Source organism: Acidisphaera sp. L21 (assembly GCF_009765685.1).
Taxonomy (GTDB): domain Bacteria; phylum Pseudomonadota; class Alphaproteobacteria; order Acetobacterales; family Acetobacteraceae; genus LMUY01.
The window spans coordinates 1-16,538 of sequence record NZ_LMUY01000133.1 but is presented as its reverse complement, the minus strand read 5'-3'; the positions used below and the strand labels follow the sequence as shown (position 1 = coordinate 16,538).

Genomic DNA, 16,538 nt, shown 5'->3' with positions numbered 1-16,538 from the left:
CGGATGCGCAGCCTGTCAAATCAGGTGATGTCGGCCCGATGAAATGCTACAGTCTCGCGTCAGTCATTGCGTTTGGATGTCAGCCGCATGTGCCGTTTCCTTGCCTACCAGGGTGAGCCGATCCTGATTGAGTCGCTGGTGTGCGCACCGTGCCACTCGTTAGTGCATCAGTCGCTGCACGCCAGCGAAGGCAAGACCGAGACGAATGGCGATGGGTTCGGCATGGGCTGGTATGGCGAGCGGCCCGAACCGGGGCTGTATCGGGAGGTCCGGCCCGCCTGGTCGGACGAAAATTTGCGCTCCCTGGCGTCGCAGGTACGGTCCGGCTTGTTCTTCGCGCATGTCCGCGCCTCCACCGGCACGGCCACCACCCGGGCGAACTGTCACCCGTTCAGCGCGGGCGGGATGATGTTCATGCATAACGGCCAGGTGGGCGAGTGGGCGAAAGTGCGCCGCCGGGTCGAGGCGATGATCCCCGACGATTTCTACGACGACCGAACCGGCACCACGGATTCGGAGGCGATTTTCCTTGCCGCTCTGGCGCGCGGCCTCGCGGCAGACCCAGTCGCCGCCATCGCCGCCACCTTGGCGGATATCCGCACGAAGATGGGGGCTGCCGGCATCGCCGCCCCACTGCGCTTCACCGCGGCGCTGACGGACGGGGCGCGGCTATGGGCGTTTCGCTGGGCCTCGGACAATCGCCCGGCGACGCTGTATTGGCGGCAGGATGCCCGCGGGCTGGTGGTCGTGTCGGAGCCGATCGACGATGCGGCGGGCGGCTGGACCAGCGTGCCCGCCGGCCATGTGCTGGTGTCGGACCGCACCCGCGCGGTTCAGCTCCAACCACTGGCGGAACTGGCGCTCGCCGCATAGGGCATGCGGCCTAGCCTACGCTGGCCTGCAATGGCATCTGGAACGTGAACTGCGTTCGCTCGGCCGTGGAGGTGACGTCGATCGTGCCGCCATGCGCCCGGGCGATTTCCGATACGATGAACAAACCCAGCCCCAACCCCTGCTGGTTCAGCCGGACGTCGCCCCGGAAGAATGGCTGAAACAAACGCTTCAGCGTTTCCGCCGGAACCGGCGCGCCACGGTTTGCGACCGACAGGCGGAATACGCCGCTGCCGGCGCTGGCCGCCACGGTGATCGGCAACTCCGGCACACCATGGGCGAGGGCATTGGCGAGCAGGTTCGAAAACAATTGGGCGATGCGGGCAGGATCGCAGCTTACCGCCGTTTGGAGGTCGAACGCTGCCTCGATCTGCCGATCCGGCCAACTGGCCCGCAACTCGGATACGACATGCTCCAGGGCCGGCCCCAGGCTGGCATCTGCATCGACGGCCAGCGTAATGCCGCCGCCCAGCCGACCCCGCGCGAAATCCATGACATTGTCGATCAACCCCGCCATTCGCTTGATACTGTTCTGCATCAGCTGGACAACGCGGGTTGATTTCTCGGTCTGCGGCTCCCGAAGCAGGATCGAGGCGCCGCTCCCGATCGAGGCGAGCGGGTTGCGCAGGTCATGGCCCAGCACGGCGATGAATTGCTCGCGCAGGTTCGACGTCTCGACCTCGGTCGCCAGCCGTGACTCGCTGAGCGCGATCCGCGCATGGGCGTCGAGATGGAACGCGATCAACTCGGCAAACAGCTTGAACATGCCAAGGACCGTTGGCGTCTTCAGCAAGCGAGGCTTGGTATCGATGGCGCAGAGCGTGCCGAAGAACGTGCCGTCCTGCAGGATGATCGGCATCGATATGTAGCTCTGCAGGCCGTAGATGGCCGGCGTGTGGTGGTTCCTATACTCCGCGTCCTCGGCGACGTTGTCGATGATCACGGGCTGCCGATGTTGCCGGATCTCGTGGCAGATCGTCGTCTCCAGCTTCAACTCACCGCCAGGCGCCAGACCGAATTGAACATCGTCGCGAACATTGCAGGCGATCCAACGCCCCTCCGTCACCCGAGCCACGGCGGCGAACCCCATCCCAGTGGTGGCACAGACAACGTTCAGAATGGTCGGCACGGCATCAATGCTGTTCACCGCGTCGATGTCCGCTTGGAAATCATGGGTCATCTGGGGGAGGCGGCTATCATGTCCCTCAGCCTATCCCGATTGAACCCGGTCGTCACCTCAGTTACGGGCAGCGAAGGGGCCGTGAGAGAGGGGGCAAACATGATGGCGCTGTCCATGCCAACACCGGCAACCGCCGCGTATCTGACGGAGGTGCTACGCCGATCCGGCGTGTTGGCGTCCAGCGAATTGGCCGATGTCACGCTGCTGAGTTCGGTCAAGAAGCTACGCTCACATACAATCCGTATCGGTTTGACCTATGAGGGCAACCGGGCCAAAGCCGCCCCGTCGTCGCTCATCATCAAAATGGGCCACCCCGCTGTCGAAGGCCGACCATCCACGAACAGGCATGAGATCGCGTTCTACCGCGACATCGCGCCGACCTTGCCCAAGCGGCTCGTGCCGCACTGCTATGCGACTGCCAGCGCGACTGCGGCAAGTCCATGGCACCTGGTGCTGGAGGATCTAACCGACACGCATGTCACCGCAACAGAGCATCCGCTGCCTCCCAGCGTGCCGCAGTGCCGTAGCGTGATTGAGGCATGGGGCGGCCTGCATGCGGCGATGTGGGACGACCCACGGCTGGTGCAGCTTGCGGGGCGTTCGGCCAATATGATGTGGGCGCAGTTTCTCCACCGGTCCGTCGCGCGGTTCGAACAGTTCATGGACCGGTTTGGGGAGGCACTGCCGGACGAACGGCGTGATGTGGTCGCGCGGCTGCTGGACTCGCCACAGCGTTTGCTCGCGCGTCTCGATACCGGCAAAAACCTGACCCTAATTCACGGCGACGCGCATTGGTGGAATTGCCTGCTACCACGCAACAGCGACTACGATCGGGTCCGGCTGCTGGACTGGGAGGATTGGGCGATCGGCACGGTCACGACCGACCTCGCCTACATGATGGCGATGCTGTGGTTTCCCGATCGCCGCCGCCGGGTCGAGGCGCCGCTGCTGGACGCCTATCATGGCGTCATCGCCGGGCTAGGCGTAGCCACCTACACACGGCAGATGCTGGACGAAGACTATCGCTGGTCGGTTCTGCTGCAGATGCTGCGGCCGATCTGGCAGGCCACCAGCAATCTGCCGGCGCGGGTTTGGTGGCCAAACCTGGAGCGCAACATGCTGGCCGTCGACGACCTCGACTGTCTTGCCCTATTAGGCTGAGCCGACCTACGCCGCCGCCTGCACCGTTGTCACGAACCGGTTGACCACCTCGTTCAACCGGTCCGACCGGTCGGACAGGCGGGACGCTGCCTCTTGCGCGCTTGCCGCCGCGCGATCGGTTTGCGAGGTGCTGCGCGCCAGTTGCTCCAGATTCGAGGCGATGGCGTCGCTGCCGCTGGCCGCCTGTTGCACCCCGGCGGCGATCTCCCGCGTGGCGTGGCCCTGTTCCTGGATCGACGCGGCAACGTGGTCGGTGACCGAACCGAGGTCTGCCAGCGAGCGGGCGATAGCACCGATCGCATCGACGGCTGGGCCGGTGCGGGCCTGGATGGTGGCGACATGGCCCTGCACATCCGCAGTGGCGCGCGCGGTCTGCGCGGCCAGTGCCTTCACCTCACCAGCCACGACGGCGAACCCCCGTCCGGCCTCTCCGGCACGGGCGGCCTCGATGGCAGCGTTCAGGGCCAGCAGGTTGGTCTTGCCGGCAATGCCATGGATCATGCTCACCACTTCGCCGATCTTGCTGGCGGCGTCGGCCAAGTCGGCCACGGTGGTGCGGGTCTGCTCGGCGGCGGCGCTGGCATCCCGTGCCGCAACGGCCGCGGTGGCCATTTCCACCGACAGGCCGGACACGCTGTCCGTCAGCCGTCCGGCAGCTTCCGCGACCGAGATCACGCTGATGGCGGTTTGCTGCGACGCCGCGGCGATTGCCGCCGTCTGTTCGGACGCGTCGCCGGCGATACCGGACAGGTTGGATGCAGTCTTCTGCATCTCGACCGTCGCGACCAGCATTTCGCCGACTACCTTCGTGACGGTGTCCTGAAAGCGGCTGGCGAGGTTGGTTGCGACCTCATGCCGGGCCAACAGTGCTTGACGCTCGGTTTCTAACGCGGCGGTTGCGGCGCGCTGGTCGGCCAGATGCACCTGTTCCGACAGACGCGCCCGGCTTGCCAGCAACTGCACGACGGTGTGGGTGGCCCACATCAGCGCCGACGCCTCAAGAATGAGGATCACGGCATGCAGCAGAACGCGCAGGATGTTTGGGCCGCCGGGATAAACCATGGCCGACACGAATTCGTTCAGCAGCAAATGATGCAATGCCACGGTCACCGTGGCCAATGCGATCGCGCGCCAGTCGCAGTACGCGGTCAGCAGGGCAAGGCCCGCGAAGAAATACATGTGGATGTCGATCTGCCAGGATTCGCCGCCGCTTTCTGCCAGCAGCACCGCAATCGAACCCATCAGCGCAACAGAAACCGTCAGCCGCGTCGCCACGCCCGACCCGAACGCGGCCCAAGTGAGCGTTGCCGCGGCTGCCATGCCCGCGGTCGATAGGCCGGCGGAAATCGCGTCGACGCCCCTCCACAAGGCCACGAAGACGCAGAGCGGCACTTGCAGCCACAACAATGTTTGCAGGCCGCGATTGGCGAGGCGGCGTATGGTTTGAAGCTCTACTGCCTCGGGCTGCACGCTCGTTCCTGGATCAAGCAACATCGCCACATCCTGCCATGATCGGGTTTAGTCGCAGCCAGGCCCCACCGGGCTGCCCGTCCGTGGTCGGCCTGATGACGACCACGCTGCGCCAAGGCCCCAGCCGGATAACCTGGCCCTCGGCCGCGGCCTCGCTCATCACTTGCGCCTGCGACCACCAGGGTGGGAACACCAGTGCCACTTCACCGCCGGGCGCGGATACGCGGGCCCTCGCGAGCGTGGCCATGGTGAGCGCGACCAGTAACATCAGCGCCGGCGCGTAGGGTGGCAAGCGTCGAAGGATGGACAGCATCGGTCACCTAGTCAGAAACTGGACGATTTTTGATCGAGAACCGTAAAAATTTTGTTAGGACTTTCTCGCCTCGCTCGGCGCGGGGCTTGAAGGGTAGGGTTCGACACCCTCGGAGCGTCGCCAATGTCGCCATCAGGCTTGATCCTTGCAGCCCTCCTCATCGTCGGCGTTCCGGCGCTTGCGGCGTCACCTGATGCAACGGAGGCGCGCAACGGCATGGTCGTCAGCGCGCAACATTCGGCGTCGGAGGCCGGGTTGGCGATGTTACGCCAGGGTGGCAATGCGGTGGATGCGGCAGTGGCGGTTGGCTACGCGCTGGCAGTGGTGAACCCGTGCTGCGGCAATATTGGCGGCGGCGGGTTCATGACGCTGCATCTGGCCGACGGGCGCGACCGGTTTTTGAACTTCCGCGAAACCGCCCCAGCCGCGGCCACGGTCGGCATGTATCTGGACCCCGCCGGCAATCCAGTCCCCGAGGCCACGCTATACGGCACCCGCTCTGCCGGCGTGCCCGGCACGGTCGCGGGGTTGGAGGCGGCACTGCGTCGCTATGGCACCTTGCCCCGGGCCGTGGTGATGGCGCCGGCCATCCAGTTAGCGCGCGACGGCTTCGTGTTGGCCCGCGGCGATACCGATATCTTGGACAGCAAGATCGCCCGTTTTCGACGCCAACCGAATATCGCAAAGATTTTCCTACGCTCCGACGGCAGCCCGTTCCAACCTGGCGACCGCCTCGTGCAGACCGACCTGGCCAACACATTGGCCGCGATTTCAGCCGGCGGCGCGGATGCCTTCTACCACGGGCACATTCCGCAGGCAGTCGCGGCGGCGGCGCGCGAGGATGGCGGCATCTTGACGGAAGCTGATTTCGCCGCCTACCGCGTGGAGGACACCGACCCGTTGCGCTGCAGCTATCGCAACGTCGTGGTCGTCTCCGCGCCGCCGCCATCGTCCGGCGGCGTCACGATGTGCGAGATCCTGAACGTTCTGGAAGGCTACGACATGACGTCGCTCGGCTTCCACAGCGCGCAATCCGTGCATCTGATGACGGAGGCGATGCGCCACGCCTATCTCGACCGCAACACCTTCCTGGGTGACCCGGCGTTCGTGCACAACCCGCTGGATCGCTTGCTGTCCAAGGCCTATGCCGCTGACATCCGCGCGCGCATCACTGACCGCGCCACGCCCTCGGCGGATTTACAGCCCGGCACGGCCCCGCACGAAAAACCGGAAACGACGCAGTATTCCGTGGTCGACAAGGATGGCAATGCGGTCTCGGTCACCTACACGATCAATGGGTCGTTCGGCGCGGTGGTGATTGCCGGTGATACCGGTTTCCTGCTGAACGACGAAATGGATGATTTCACCGTCAAGGCGGGCGTGCCGAATCTGTATGGCCTGGTGCAGGGGGAGGCGAATGCGATCGCGCCGGGCAAGCGCCCACTGTCGTCGATGGCGCCCAGCATCGTCACCCAGAATGGCCACACGCTGCTGGTGACGGGCTCGCCCGGCGGCTCCCGCATCATCACCATTACGCTGCAAACGATCCTCAACGTGGTCGATTTGGGCATGAGCCCGCAGGAGGCCGTGGACGCCCCGCGCATCCATCACCAATGGCTGCCGGACGTGCTGTATGCCGAGCCATATGCGTTGTCCCCAGACACGCAGGCCCTGCTGCGCGGCATGGGGTACACCATTACGGAACAAGTGCCCTGGGGCGCGGCCGAACTGATCGAGGTGGGGCCCTCCCAAACGGCCGGGGGCTCGTTGGCGGCCCCAGCCAACGATGCGGCCATGTCCGGCCGGGTGCGCCCCGGCCTGCTGTATGGCGCCAACGACGACCGGCGGCCGGCTGGGTCGGCCGCCGGGTATTAGACTTAGGAGTGGCCTGGATAGTCCTTGTCCAGGGTGAACGGGTAGGGGCCGGGGAAGCTTTCGACCAACACGTTGTGCGACACGAAGCCGCCGGCCTGCGTCCAGGTGTGGACCTGGAACGCCGGCGGCTCCAGCACGAAGGCGGACGGCGCGGCCGGGTCCAGATCGAACTCCACCGCGTTCACGACGGAGGGGGATATCGAGGCGATGGCGTGCGCCACCTGGCTGACGATCGGGCGGTGATGGTGGCCGCTGACGATCCGTGTGACCTGGGGATGCCGGGCGATGACGGCGGCGAAGGCCTCGCTCTCCTGCAGCTTGATCCGGTCCATATGGGCAATGCCGCACACGAAGGACGGGTGGTGCATGGCGACCATGGTGGGCTGGCTCGGCTGCTCCCCCAGGGTGCGGTCCAACCATTCCAGGCGGCCGCCGTCGACGCTGCCGTGGCCATGGCCGGGGACGACCGTGTCCAGCATGACGATCCGGACCGGGCCGATCTCGGCGGTGTATTGGAAAAAGCCTTCGCTCATTGGCACGCCGGGCAGGTGAGCCTGCATCTCGGACCGGCGGTCGTGATTGCCGGGGATCATGTGAACCGGCATGTGCAAGTGCCGTTGCAGCATACCCGCCAGCAATTGGTACTCCGTCGCCAGGCCGCAATCCGTCAGATCGCCGGTGATGATGACGGCGTCGGGCTTCAGCCGGGCGACGACGCGCAGGGCACGCTCCGCTAGCGCATTGGTTTCGCAGACGCGGTAAGCGGGCACACCCTCCGGGCGGATGTGCAAATCGGTAATCTGGACGATCGTCGTCGTGCTCACTTGGTCACCTCCAGGGCGGTGCGCTCCGCATAGGGGCGCAGCAATTCATCGGCAGCGTGCTGCGCGTTGGCGACGGCCTCGGCGGGCTTGATACGGCCGGATAGCACGGCTTGGACCTGGTCCTCCATGGCCTTGCGCACGGCCACGGTGGCGTAGGTGGCAAACCAGGGCTGGGCGTATTGCAACTGGTCCAGCGCCACCTTGGCATCCGGATGTTCGGCCAGGTAGGACGTCATCTCCGGCAGCTCGTAGGCGTGGCGGTTGGGGGCGAAATAGCCGGTGAACCGGCTCCATCCGCCAGAGACCGCCGGGCTGGTCATGTCGTTGATGAAGGTCCAGGCGGCCTTCTCCCGCTCGGGCGTATTGCCCTTGGGGATGATGAGGCTGCCGCCACCGATGGCCACGGCGTTGCGCATGGCGCGGGGGATGAAGGCGACGCGATACGGCTGCTTCATATTGTCCCGCACGAAGCTGAGCGCGCCGGTGGAGTTCACGATCATCGCGGCGCGGCCGGAGAAGAAGGCGGAGGCGACGGCGTTCGGGTCGGTGACGCCCTCGGGCATCACCTTGTCGCGGTGGACCAAATTGTCGAGGAATTGCACGGCGCCGAGGGTGGAGGGCTGGTTGTAGTAGACCTCGCCGCCCCAAGCCTGGTCGTAATATTGGCCGCCGTTGGACATGGTGAAGCCCGACATCAGCCAGCCCAGTGTGTCGTAGGTGGTGACCATCATCAGGCCGTAGCGGGTGATGGTGTTGCCGTCGCGTTTGGTGAGTTTCTTGGCGGCGTCGGCCCACTCGGCCCAGGTGGCGGGGGGGGTGGTCCGGGTCCAGGCCGACTTCACGGAAGGCAGTCTCGTTGATGTACATCACGGGGGTCGAGTTCTGGTAGGGCACGCCGTAGACGTGTCCACCCTCCATCGCGTTGGTGCGCAGGGGTGGGAAGAACTTGTCCATGTATTGATCGTCGGTCTGGCCGTCGGCGGCGATGAGCTTGTCCAGCGGCACCGCGTCGCCAGTGATGGCGTATTCGCGGATGAAATTGGCGCTCATTAGCGCCACTGCGGGGGAGTGACCGGCCTGGATGGCGGCGTGGGTCTTCAGGTTCGTGTCGTCATAACTGCCGGTGTAGGTGGGGGTGACGTGGATATCCGGATGCCGGTTGTTGAAATCGGTCACCAGACGCTGGATCTCGTTCGATAGCCGGCCCTGCACCGGGACTGGAAAGAAGAAATCGATTTCGGTGGCGGCATGCGCGGCGGTGGCGCCGCAGAGGGCGGTGCCGGCGAGAAGCATCTGCATGAGACGGCGCATAGGATGTTCCTACTTGATACCAGTGAACACGAAAGACTGGGTGAATTGCCGTTGGAAGGCGACGAAGCCCAGCAACAACGGACCGGCGACGAGCAGCGTGCCAGCGGCGAGGACGCCCCAGGTACCGCCGGCTTCCGACCCCGAGGCGAAGGAGGCGAGCCCCACCGTCAGCACCTGATGGCTGGGGGAGGAGATCACCATCAGCGGCCAGAGAAACTCGTTCCAATGCGAGGTGACGGAGACGATGGCGAAGGCCAGCAGCCCCGGCCGCGCCATGGGAAGGAGGATGCTGGTGATGACCTGGCGACGCGAGGCGCCATCCAGCATCGCGGCCTCTTCGTAATCGCGGGGGATGGCGCGGAACGTCTGGCGCATCAGGAATACGCCGAAGGCGGAGGCGAGGTAGGGCGCGGCGACGCCCGTCAATGTGTCGTATAGTCCGAGCGCGGAGAGCGTGGTGAGGTTCGGCACGATCAGCAGCGTCGGCACCAGCAGCAATTGCAGCAGGAACGCCGCGAACACCAACCGCTCGCCACGGAAGTGCAGGCGGGCGAAGGCGTAACCGGCCATGGAAATGGTGACGAACTGCACCACCAGAATGCCACCACACAGCAGGATGGTGTTGAGGTACCAGATGGGAAAACTGCCGTCCTGCCAAGCCTCGACGATGTTGTCGGCGCCGAATGGCCCGTGCGGCAGTAGGGAGGCGATGTCGGGCGCGTAGCCTGGTCGCAGGCTTGCCACCAGCATCCAGAGGAACGGAACAGCCCACAGCACCGCGGCGGGCAACGCGATCAGCGTTGGGATGCGGCTAGCTGGCATGGTGCGCGTTCCGATCGGACGTGCGCAGTGCCAGCAGCGCCAGGGCCAGCAGGGATGCGACGCTGACCACCGTGGCGGCGGAGGCGACGCCCGGGTCGAAATTCTGCTCGGCCTGCTGGTAGATGTAATACAGCAGCAGATTGGTGGAGTCCGAAGGACCGCCCCGCGTCATCGTCACCACGTGATCCACCTGGGTCAGCGCGTTCAGCAATGCAATCGGGATGACGAAGCCGAAGGTCGGGCCTAAGAGCGGCAGGGTGACGTGGCGCAGCCGGTTCCAGGCGCCCGCGCCATCCACGCGTGCGGCGTCCAGCAACTCGGTCGGCACCGCCGCCAGCCCGGCGAGGAAGAACAGCATGTAGTAGCCGGTGTTCTTCCACACCGTGATCGCGATGACGGCGCCCAGCGCGAGTGAGGGATTACCCAGCCAATTGGTCGCGCCGACGCCCAACTTCGCCAGGTAGAAATCCAGCAGCCCTTCGCCGGGTAGCAAGATGAAGGTGAACAGCGCGCCGGCGGCCACCAATGGGATCAGCAGCGGCAACACCACCAACGTGCGCAGGATTGCGTCCAGCCGCGTGTTCTCCCGCAAGGCTAGCGCGAACAGCAGCGCCAGCACGATCGAGGGCACGACGGTGAAGACGGCGTAGAGCAGGTTGTTCCACGCCGCCTGGGCGAAATGTGGGTCGGCGAACATCCGCGCGTAATTGCCGAGGCCGAACGTCGATGCCTGGCCAAGCCGTGCCTGGTCGAGCGAGCGCCACGTCACCTGCGCGATCGGCCAATACGTGAAGGCGATCAGCAACAGCACCGACGGCAGCAGCAACAGCCACGCCGTGCCCGCCTGGGAGCGAGCGCCGACATGGCGTTGGGGCTGTGGCACGGTCGGCAGAACAGTGGCAAGATCGACGAGCGCATCCGGCATGGCGCGCTGTTTGGCGGCACTGCGTTACAGTTATGCGCGCCCAACGATGACGGTTCGATGACGGCGGCGGCGGTTTACCCTCGCAGGACGGCCCCGCTCGCCTTGGTGACGGCGGCGACGATCTTGGCGCACACGGCCTCGATCGCGGCGTCTGTCATCGTGGCGTCACGGGGTTGAATCACCACCTCGATCGCCAGCGATTTTTGGCCGGCGGGCACACCTTCGCCCTCGTAAACGTCGAACAACGATACGCCGGTGATCAGGGTGCGCTCGGCCCCTTTGGCGGCGCGCAGCAGGGTTTCCGCCGGGGTGGCCGCGTCGACGACGAAGGCGAAGTCGCGCCGCAGCGGTTGGAAAGTGGGTAGGTCGGGTAGGGCCTTGCGGCGCCGCTTCGGTTCGGGGATTGCGTCAAGCCGCACCTCGAACGCCGCGGCCGGGCCTGGAAGATCCAGCCCGGCGAGCACGCGCGGGTGCAACTCGCCGAAATAGGCCAGCGCTAGCTTCGGGCCTTGCCGAACCGTGCCGGATCGGCCGGGGTGGTAGTGCGCGGGCGCCTCGGCAGTGACGCTGAGGCTGTCCATGGGTACGCCCAAAGCGGCAAGTACGGCAAATACGTCGGCCTTGGTCCCCATGGCGCTTGCGGCCTGGGCCGCGCCATCCCAACTGCGCGGCGCCGGGCCATGGCGTAACCCGGCGGCCAGCACCTCCTGCGACTCGGCGCTAAAGGCGGGCCCGACTTCGAACAGCGCGCCGACGGGCAGGCCGCGGGCGACGTTGCGGGCGGCGGCGGGGGTGATGGTGGCTAGGGGAGTCGGCCGCATCTGGTCCAGATCGGCGGCGATGGGGTTGACCAGGCGCAACGCCGCCGGGGCGTCGCCGAACAGGGCGGCACGGTCGCGGGCGACGAAGGAGAAGGTGACGCATTCGAGCATGCCGCGGCTGGCGAGAGTGCGGCGGGCGGTGGCGGCGCGGACCTGACGCGGGGTGTAGGTGGCCAGGGGCACCGGCGCCATTGCGGGCATCGACACGGCGGGAACCGCATCTAGCCCGCGCAGGCGCAGGACTTCTTCGACCAGGTCAGCCTCCGGCTCGGCTTCGGCACGGCCAGCGGCGGCGGATAGGGCGAGTTCGGGGAGCAGGGCGGGCGCCTGGTCCAGCGACCCGGCGGACGCTACGTCGTTGCGCCACGGTGGCACGGCGACCGTCACCTGGTTCGCATCGCGCGACTGGACGGTGAAGCCCAGCGCCTCCAGCGCTGCCACGGCCTCAGCCGCTGGGACGGCCAAGCCGCCCAGGGTTTCCAGGCGCTCGAAGCGAAGGGTGGCGTGGCGTTGCCAGGCGGGTTCGGCACCGGCCTCGGCGACTTCGCTTGCCTCGCCACCGCAGAGTTCGATGACCATGGCGGTTGCCGCATCGAGTGCGGCGGGGAGGAGAGAGACATCGATCCCACGCTCGAACCGGCTGCGGGCGTCGGAGATGATGTCGTGGCGGCGACCGGTCAGTGCCACGGCAACGGGGTCGAAGAGGGCGCATTCGATGAACACGTCGGTGGTGTCCAACTGGCTGCCGGTTGCCTCGCCGCCCATCACGCCGGCGAGGGACTGCACGCCGGCCGCGTCGGCGATCACGCAATCGTCCGCCGTGGTGGTGTAGTCGCGGCCGTTCAGGGCGCGGAACGTCTCGCCAGCGCCGGATCGGAAGGCTAGCACGCCACCTCGCACCTTGTTCGCGTCGAACACGTGCAACGGGCGGCCCAGATCGATGGTGAAGAAGTTAGTGATGTCCACCAGGGCGCTAATCGGCCGCAGCCCGATGGCACGCAGGCGGCGCTGCAGCCATTCCGGACTCGGCCCATTGCGCACGCCGCGCACGGTTCGGCCCAGCACCCAGGGGCAGGCGGGGCTGTCGATTCGCCAGGTGATGGGGGAGGGGAATTTGCCCTCGATCGCCGGGCGCGCCCAGGGTCGCAGGGTGCCGATGCCGGCGGCCGCAAGGTCCCGCGCGACGCCGCGCACGGCGAGCGCGTCCCCGCGGTTGGGGGTGATGGAGATGTCGATCACCGGGTCATCGAGGCCGGCGTAGGCGGGGTAGGGGATGCCGATCGGGGCGTCTTCGGGCAGGTCGACGATACCGGTGTGGTCCTCGCCCAGGGCCATTTCGCGATAGGACAGCAGCATGCCGGCGGACTGGATGCCGCGGATCTCGCCGATTTTCAGCGTGGTATCCAGGCCGGGGATGTAGCTGCCCGGTGGGGCGAATACCGCCTTCATGCCGGTGCGGGCATTGGGCGCGCCGCACACCACCGTGACGGGGGCGCCATCGCCCGTGTCCACGGTGCAGACGCGCAGGCGGTCGGCATTGGGGTGCTGCACCGCTTCGACAACATGCGCGATGCGGAACGGCGCTAGCGGGGCGCCGGCATCCTCCACGCCCTCCAGTTCCAGGCCGATGCGGGTCAGCGCGTCGGTGATCGTGTCCAGCGGCGCGTCCGTATCCAGATGCGTCTTCAGCCACGAGAGGGTGAACTTCATGGGGCCACTCCCTCGTGCAGGGCCACGGGGGCAAGGGGGTTGAAGCCGTAATGGCGGAGCCAGCGGGCGTCGCTTTCGTAGAACGGGCGTAGGTCGGACATGCCGTATTTCAGCATCGCCACCCGCTCAACCCCCATGCCGAAGGCGAAGCCCTGCCACTCCCGCGGGTCGACGCCGCAATTGGCCAGCACGCGGGGATGCACCATGCCGCTGCCGAGGATCTCCAGCCAGTCGCCGCCACCGCCGAGTTCGCCGGTCTTGCGGTTCCATCCAATATCGACCTCCATCGAGGGCTCGGTGAAGGGGAAGTAGGAGGCGCGGAAGCGGACCGGCAGGTTGGAGATGCCGAAGAAGGCGCGCAGGAAGTCGATGAGGCAGCCCTTGAGGTGGCCGAGCGTGAGGCCGCGGTCGATCGCGATGCCCTCGCATTGGTGGAACATGGGGGAGTGGGTAGCATCATGGTCGGCGCGATAGGTGCGACCCGGCGCGATCACCCGCAGCGGCGGCTCCCCCTGCAGCATGGAGATGATCTGCACGTTGGAGGTGTGCGTCCGCAGCACCAACGGGTGGCCGTTGCGGGTGCCGGGTAGATAGAAGGTGTCCATTTCGGCGCGCGCCGGGTGGTGGGCGGGGATGTTGAGGGCGGAGAAATTGTGCCAGGTGGTTTCCACATCGGGCCCTTCGCCGACGCTGAAGCCCATGGCGCCGAAGATCGCGGCCATTTCCTCCATGGTGCGGCTGATCGGATGGATCAGCCCGGACTGCTCGGGCGGTGGGGGCAGGGTGACGTCAATCCGCTCGGCCGCCAGCCGGGAGTCCAGCGCCGCCGTTTCCAGCCCGACCCGGCGCAGATCCAGCGCCCCGGTGATGACGTCACGCACCCGGTTCAGAGCAGCGCCGCGTTCCCGCCGTTCGTCGGGGGTAGCGCGGCCCAGTTCCTTCAGCATAGCGGTCAATCGGCCGGATTTGCCCATGATGCCGACGCGCACCGCGTCCAACTCACGCGGGGTGGTGGAGGCAGCGATCGCTGCCTCGGTCTCTGCTTGGAGCGTCTCGAGGTCGGTCATGATTGCATGCCACTGATTTGGGTGTTGATCGAATCCAGGGGCCGCCGATGCATTAGTTGCCCGCGCCGAACGCCGGATAAGCACTCATCTTGCCGACATAGTTCTTCATCAGGTCGGCCGCGATCTCGCCGCCGGTTCCGTCCTTTCGGCCGTAGAAGAAGGTCTGCATCTTCTCCGCCGCGGAAATGTCGGTGACCAGCATCACCACGCCATCGTCGCGCCGGAACCAGGCGAGGAACGCGGGACGGCCATCCACGACCGGGCCGCCGGGCGTCCCGGCGACGACAAAGCCGTAGTGATTGGTGTAGTCCGCCAGATCGTGAAGAAAGCCCGCATCGTTGGCGGACGAGATCCGAAGGGTGACGACCCCCAAGGGCGGCCCCACTTCCGGAACTCTGCTCTGCCCGAGGGCAGGCGAGGCGGCCAGCCCGAGCACCGCCAGCGCGGCGAAGCCGCGACGGGTCAAGGGCCGGCCCACCATTCGTTAGGCCAGCGCGGCCTGGACCTTCTGCACCACGGCAGCAAACGCGGCCGGGTCGTCGAAGGCGAGTGCGGACAGCACCTTGCGATCCATCTCGATCCCAGCCTTGTTCAGGCCATCGATAAATCGGCTGTAGGTGAGCCCATGCTCGCGCACGGCAGCGTTGATGCGCTGGATCCATAGCCCGCGGAACTCGCGCTTCTTAACGCGGCGGTCGCGGTAGGCGTATTGCAGCGACTTTTCCAGCCGCTCCAGCGCGATGCGGTAGTTCGTGGACGAGCGGCCGACGAAGCCCTTGCTCTGTTCCAGAACCTTCTTGTGACGAGCGTGGGTGGTTACACCCCGTTTGACGCGTGCCATTCCTGATTCTCCTTAAACGAGGCCGTATGGGCACCACTGCTTAACGGTCAGGCCGTCAGCGTGGGTCAGGGTCTGGCTGCCGCGGTTGGCGCGCTTGGACTTCTGGCTGCGCGCCATCAGGTTGTGGCGCTTCTTGCCGGGGCCGGCGAGCACCTTGCCGGTCGCGGTAATCTTGAACCGCTTCTTGACCGACGACTTGGTCTTCAACTTGGGCATTTGCATCTCCTTACGAATGACCTGCAGACAGAAACGCAGGCGTCGTGGCTGGGCATGCCCATTTCAGGCCCAGCGCACAGACTAGGGGCGGGCGTATACCCTACGGATTACCTGGAAATCAAGCACCTGCGGGAAAGCGGTGTCTTACCTCCGCCAAACGCCCGGGCTATAAGCCGCCGCATGCGCGTCCCTTTCCACAAGATGCACGGCGCCGGCAATGATTTCGTCGTGGTGGACGAGCGTGCTGGCCCCCTCGGTCTCACCTCGGCTCGCGTGGCCGCACTGGCCGATCGGCATACCGGGATCGGCTGCGACCAGTTCATCGTGCTGGGGCCGGCCGAGGATGCGGACGTGACGATGCGCATCTACAACCCCGATGGCGGTGAGGCTGGGGCTTGCGGCAATGCCACACGCTGCGTGGCTGACCTGCTGTTCCGTGAAGCTGGGCACCCCAGGCAGTCGATCCGCACGATCGCCGGCATTTTGGCGGCTGAGATGCTGCCCGATGGGCGTGTCCGGGTGGATATGGGCAAGCCACGGCTTGGCTGGCAGGACATTCCACTGGCCCACGCGGCGGACACGCTGCACGTGCCGCTCGATGGTGACCCGGCTGCAGCGTCAATGGGCAATCCGCACGTCACATTCTTCGATCAACCGCTTGAATCTGCGTCAGACCTGGGCCCACGGATCGAGCATGATCCGATCTTCCCCGACCGTGCCAATGTCGGGTTCGTTCAGGTATTGGCACCGGGCCGGCTGCGGCTGCGGGTATGGGAACGGGGCGCGGGATTGACGCTGGCCTGCGGATCTGGCGCCTGCGCCGCCCTGGTCAACGCCAGCCGGCGTGGCCTGGTAGGGCGGCATGCCGAGATCGTCGTCGATGGTGGCGTGCTGGACATCGCCTGGCGCGACGATGACCACGTGGAGATGACGGGACCGGTCGCCACAACATTCCAGGGCCAGTTCGAGCTGGACACCATCCCGGCGTGACCATCGTTATCACGGAGAGATTTAGATCTATGGCCTCTTGCCGAACCCTCGCCTTGCTGGCCCTGCTGGCGAGTCCTGCCGCTGCGCAGTCCAGCCCAGCACCGCCGCCCGCCGCGCCCCC

Annotated in this window: 16 protein-coding genes and 1 pseudogene; 4 read left to right on the top strand and 13 right to left on the bottom strand. The window is 66.2% G+C overall.

Translation table 11 applies throughout. From position 1 onward, the window contains the following. The first annotated feature begins 87 nt into the window (after nucleotides 1-87). The gene (locus tag GSQ76_RS24595; RefSeq protein WP_158746742.1) at nucleotides 88-873 is read left to right on the top strand and encodes a class II glutamine amidotransferase; all 786 of its coding nucleotides are present in this window, start codon (nucleotides 88-90) and stop codon (nucleotides 871-873) included. Between the two features lie 10 nt (nucleotides 874-883). Here the strand turns inward: GSQ76_RS24595 and GSQ76_RS24590 are convergent, their stop codons facing one another. Continuing rightward, nucleotides 884-2,071: a GAF domain-containing sensor histidine kinase gene (locus tag GSQ76_RS24590; RefSeq protein ID WP_158746741.1), complete on the bottom strand. Its 1,188-nt coding sequence runs from the start codon at nucleotides 2,069-2,071 to the stop codon at nucleotides 884-886. An 18-nt stretch (nucleotides 2,072-2,089) separates the two neighbouring features. Here GSQ76_RS24590 and GSQ76_RS24585 point away from each other — a divergent pair, with 18 nt between their 5' ends. After that, the gene (locus GSQ76_RS24585) at nucleotides 2,090-3,232 is read left to right on the top strand and encodes a phosphotransferase (RefSeq protein ID WP_158746740.1); all 1,143 of its coding nucleotides are present in this window, start codon (nucleotides 2,090-2,092) and stop codon (nucleotides 3,230-3,232) included. A 6-nt stretch (nucleotides 3,233-3,238) separates the two neighbouring features. On the opposite strand, the gene GSQ76_RS24580 is transcribed toward GSQ76_RS24585, so the two are convergent. Together GSQ76_RS24580 and GSQ76_RS24575 are read right to left on the bottom strand one after the other, a co-directional pair. Next, on the bottom strand, nucleotides 3,239-4,726 hold the full coding sequence (locus GSQ76_RS24580) for a methyl-accepting chemotaxis protein (RefSeq protein WP_158746739.1): 1,488 nt from the start codon (nucleotides 4,724-4,726) through the stop codon (nucleotides 3,239-3,241). Beyond that, nucleotides 4,716-5,015, bottom strand: coding sequence for a hypothetical protein (locus GSQ76_RS24575; protein WP_158746738.1), 300 nt, complete (start codon nucleotides 5,013-5,015; stop codon nucleotides 4,716-4,718). Before GSQ76_RS24575 ends, GSQ76_RS24580 begins: the two co-directional genes overlap by 11 nt. Nucleotides 5,016-5,138: 123 nt before the next feature. On the opposite strand from GSQ76_RS24575, the gene ggt reads away from it, so the two are divergent. Further along, nucleotides 5,139-6,890, top strand: coding sequence for a gamma-glutamyltransferase (gene ggt / locus GSQ76_RS24570; protein ID WP_158746737.1), 1,752 nt, complete (start codon nucleotides 5,139-5,141; stop codon nucleotides 6,888-6,890). 2 nt (nucleotides 6,891-6,892) lie between these two features. On the opposite strand, the gene GSQ76_RS24565 is transcribed toward ggt, so the two are convergent. The 10 genes and pseudogenes from GSQ76_RS24565 to rpmI all read right to left on the bottom strand — a co-directional run bounded on the left by GSQ76_RS24565 (nucleotide 6,893) and on the right by rpmI (nucleotide 15,427). Further along, entirely contained in the window at nucleotides 6,893-7,714 is an 822-nt protein-coding gene (locus GSQ76_RS24565) for a phosphodiesterase (protein WP_216851281.1), read from the bottom strand. After that, on the bottom strand, nucleotides 7,711-8,556 hold the full coding sequence (locus GSQ76_RS32145) for an extracellular solute-binding protein (RefSeq protein ID WP_254070616.1): 846 nt from the start codon (nucleotides 8,554-8,556) through the stop codon (nucleotides 7,711-7,713). Before GSQ76_RS32145 ends, GSQ76_RS24565 begins: the two co-directional genes overlap by 4 nt. Nucleotides 8,557-8,578: 22 nt before the next feature. Continuing rightward, nucleotides 8,579-9,007: pseudogene (locus tag GSQ76_RS32895) on the bottom strand (extracellular solute-binding protein); the annotation flags it as partial. A 27-nt stretch (nucleotides 9,008-9,034) separates the two neighbouring features. Then, on the bottom strand, nucleotides 9,035-9,847 hold the full coding sequence (locus GSQ76_RS24555) for a carbohydrate ABC transporter permease (RefSeq protein ID WP_158746736.1): 813 nt from the start codon (nucleotides 9,845-9,847) through the stop codon (nucleotides 9,035-9,037). Continuing rightward, entirely contained in the window at nucleotides 9,837-10,772 is a 936-nt protein-coding gene (locus GSQ76_RS24550; RefSeq protein WP_158746735.1) for a carbohydrate ABC transporter permease, read from the bottom strand. The genes GSQ76_RS24555 and GSQ76_RS24550 overlap by 11 nt, the downstream gene beginning before the upstream one ends. A gap of 74 nt (nucleotides 10,773-10,846) precedes the next feature. Next, the gene (gene pheT, locus GSQ76_RS24545) at nucleotides 10,847-13,303 is read right to left on the bottom strand and encodes a phenylalanine--tRNA ligase subunit beta (protein ID WP_158746734.1); all 2,457 of its coding nucleotides are present in this window, start codon (nucleotides 13,301-13,303) and stop codon (nucleotides 10,847-10,849) included. Next, a complete protein-coding gene (pheS, locus tag GSQ76_RS24540) occupies nucleotides 13,300-14,373 on the bottom strand; it encodes a phenylalanine--tRNA ligase subunit alpha (protein WP_158746835.1) in 1,074 nt (357 codons plus the stop codon). Before pheS ends, pheT begins: the two co-directional genes overlap by 4 nt. A gap of 49 nt (nucleotides 14,374-14,422) precedes the next feature. Further along, complete coding sequence (locus GSQ76_RS24535; RefSeq protein WP_158746733.1) at nucleotides 14,423-14,836, bottom strand: hypothetical protein; 414 nt, start codon at nucleotides 14,834-14,836, stop codon at nucleotides 14,423-14,425. Nucleotides 14,837-14,854: 18 nt separating this feature from the next. Then, nucleotides 14,855-15,211, bottom strand: a complete 357-nt coding sequence (gene rplT / locus GSQ76_RS24530; protein ID WP_158746732.1) for a 50S ribosomal protein L20 — start codon at nucleotides 15,209-15,211, stop codon at nucleotides 14,855-14,857. A gap of 12 nt (nucleotides 15,212-15,223) precedes the next feature. After that, on the bottom strand, nucleotides 15,224-15,427 hold the full coding sequence (gene rpmI, locus GSQ76_RS24525; protein ID WP_158746731.1) for a 50S ribosomal protein L35: 204 nt from the start codon (nucleotides 15,425-15,427) through the stop codon (nucleotides 15,224-15,226). 180 nt (nucleotides 15,428-15,607) lie between these two features. Between rpmI and dapF the strand changes: the two genes are divergently transcribed. Next, nucleotides 15,608-16,417, top strand: a complete 810-nt coding sequence (dapF, locus tag GSQ76_RS24520; protein ID WP_158746730.1) for a diaminopimelate epimerase — start codon at nucleotides 15,608-15,610, stop codon at nucleotides 16,415-16,417. Nucleotides 16,418-16,538: the final 121 nt, after the last annotated feature.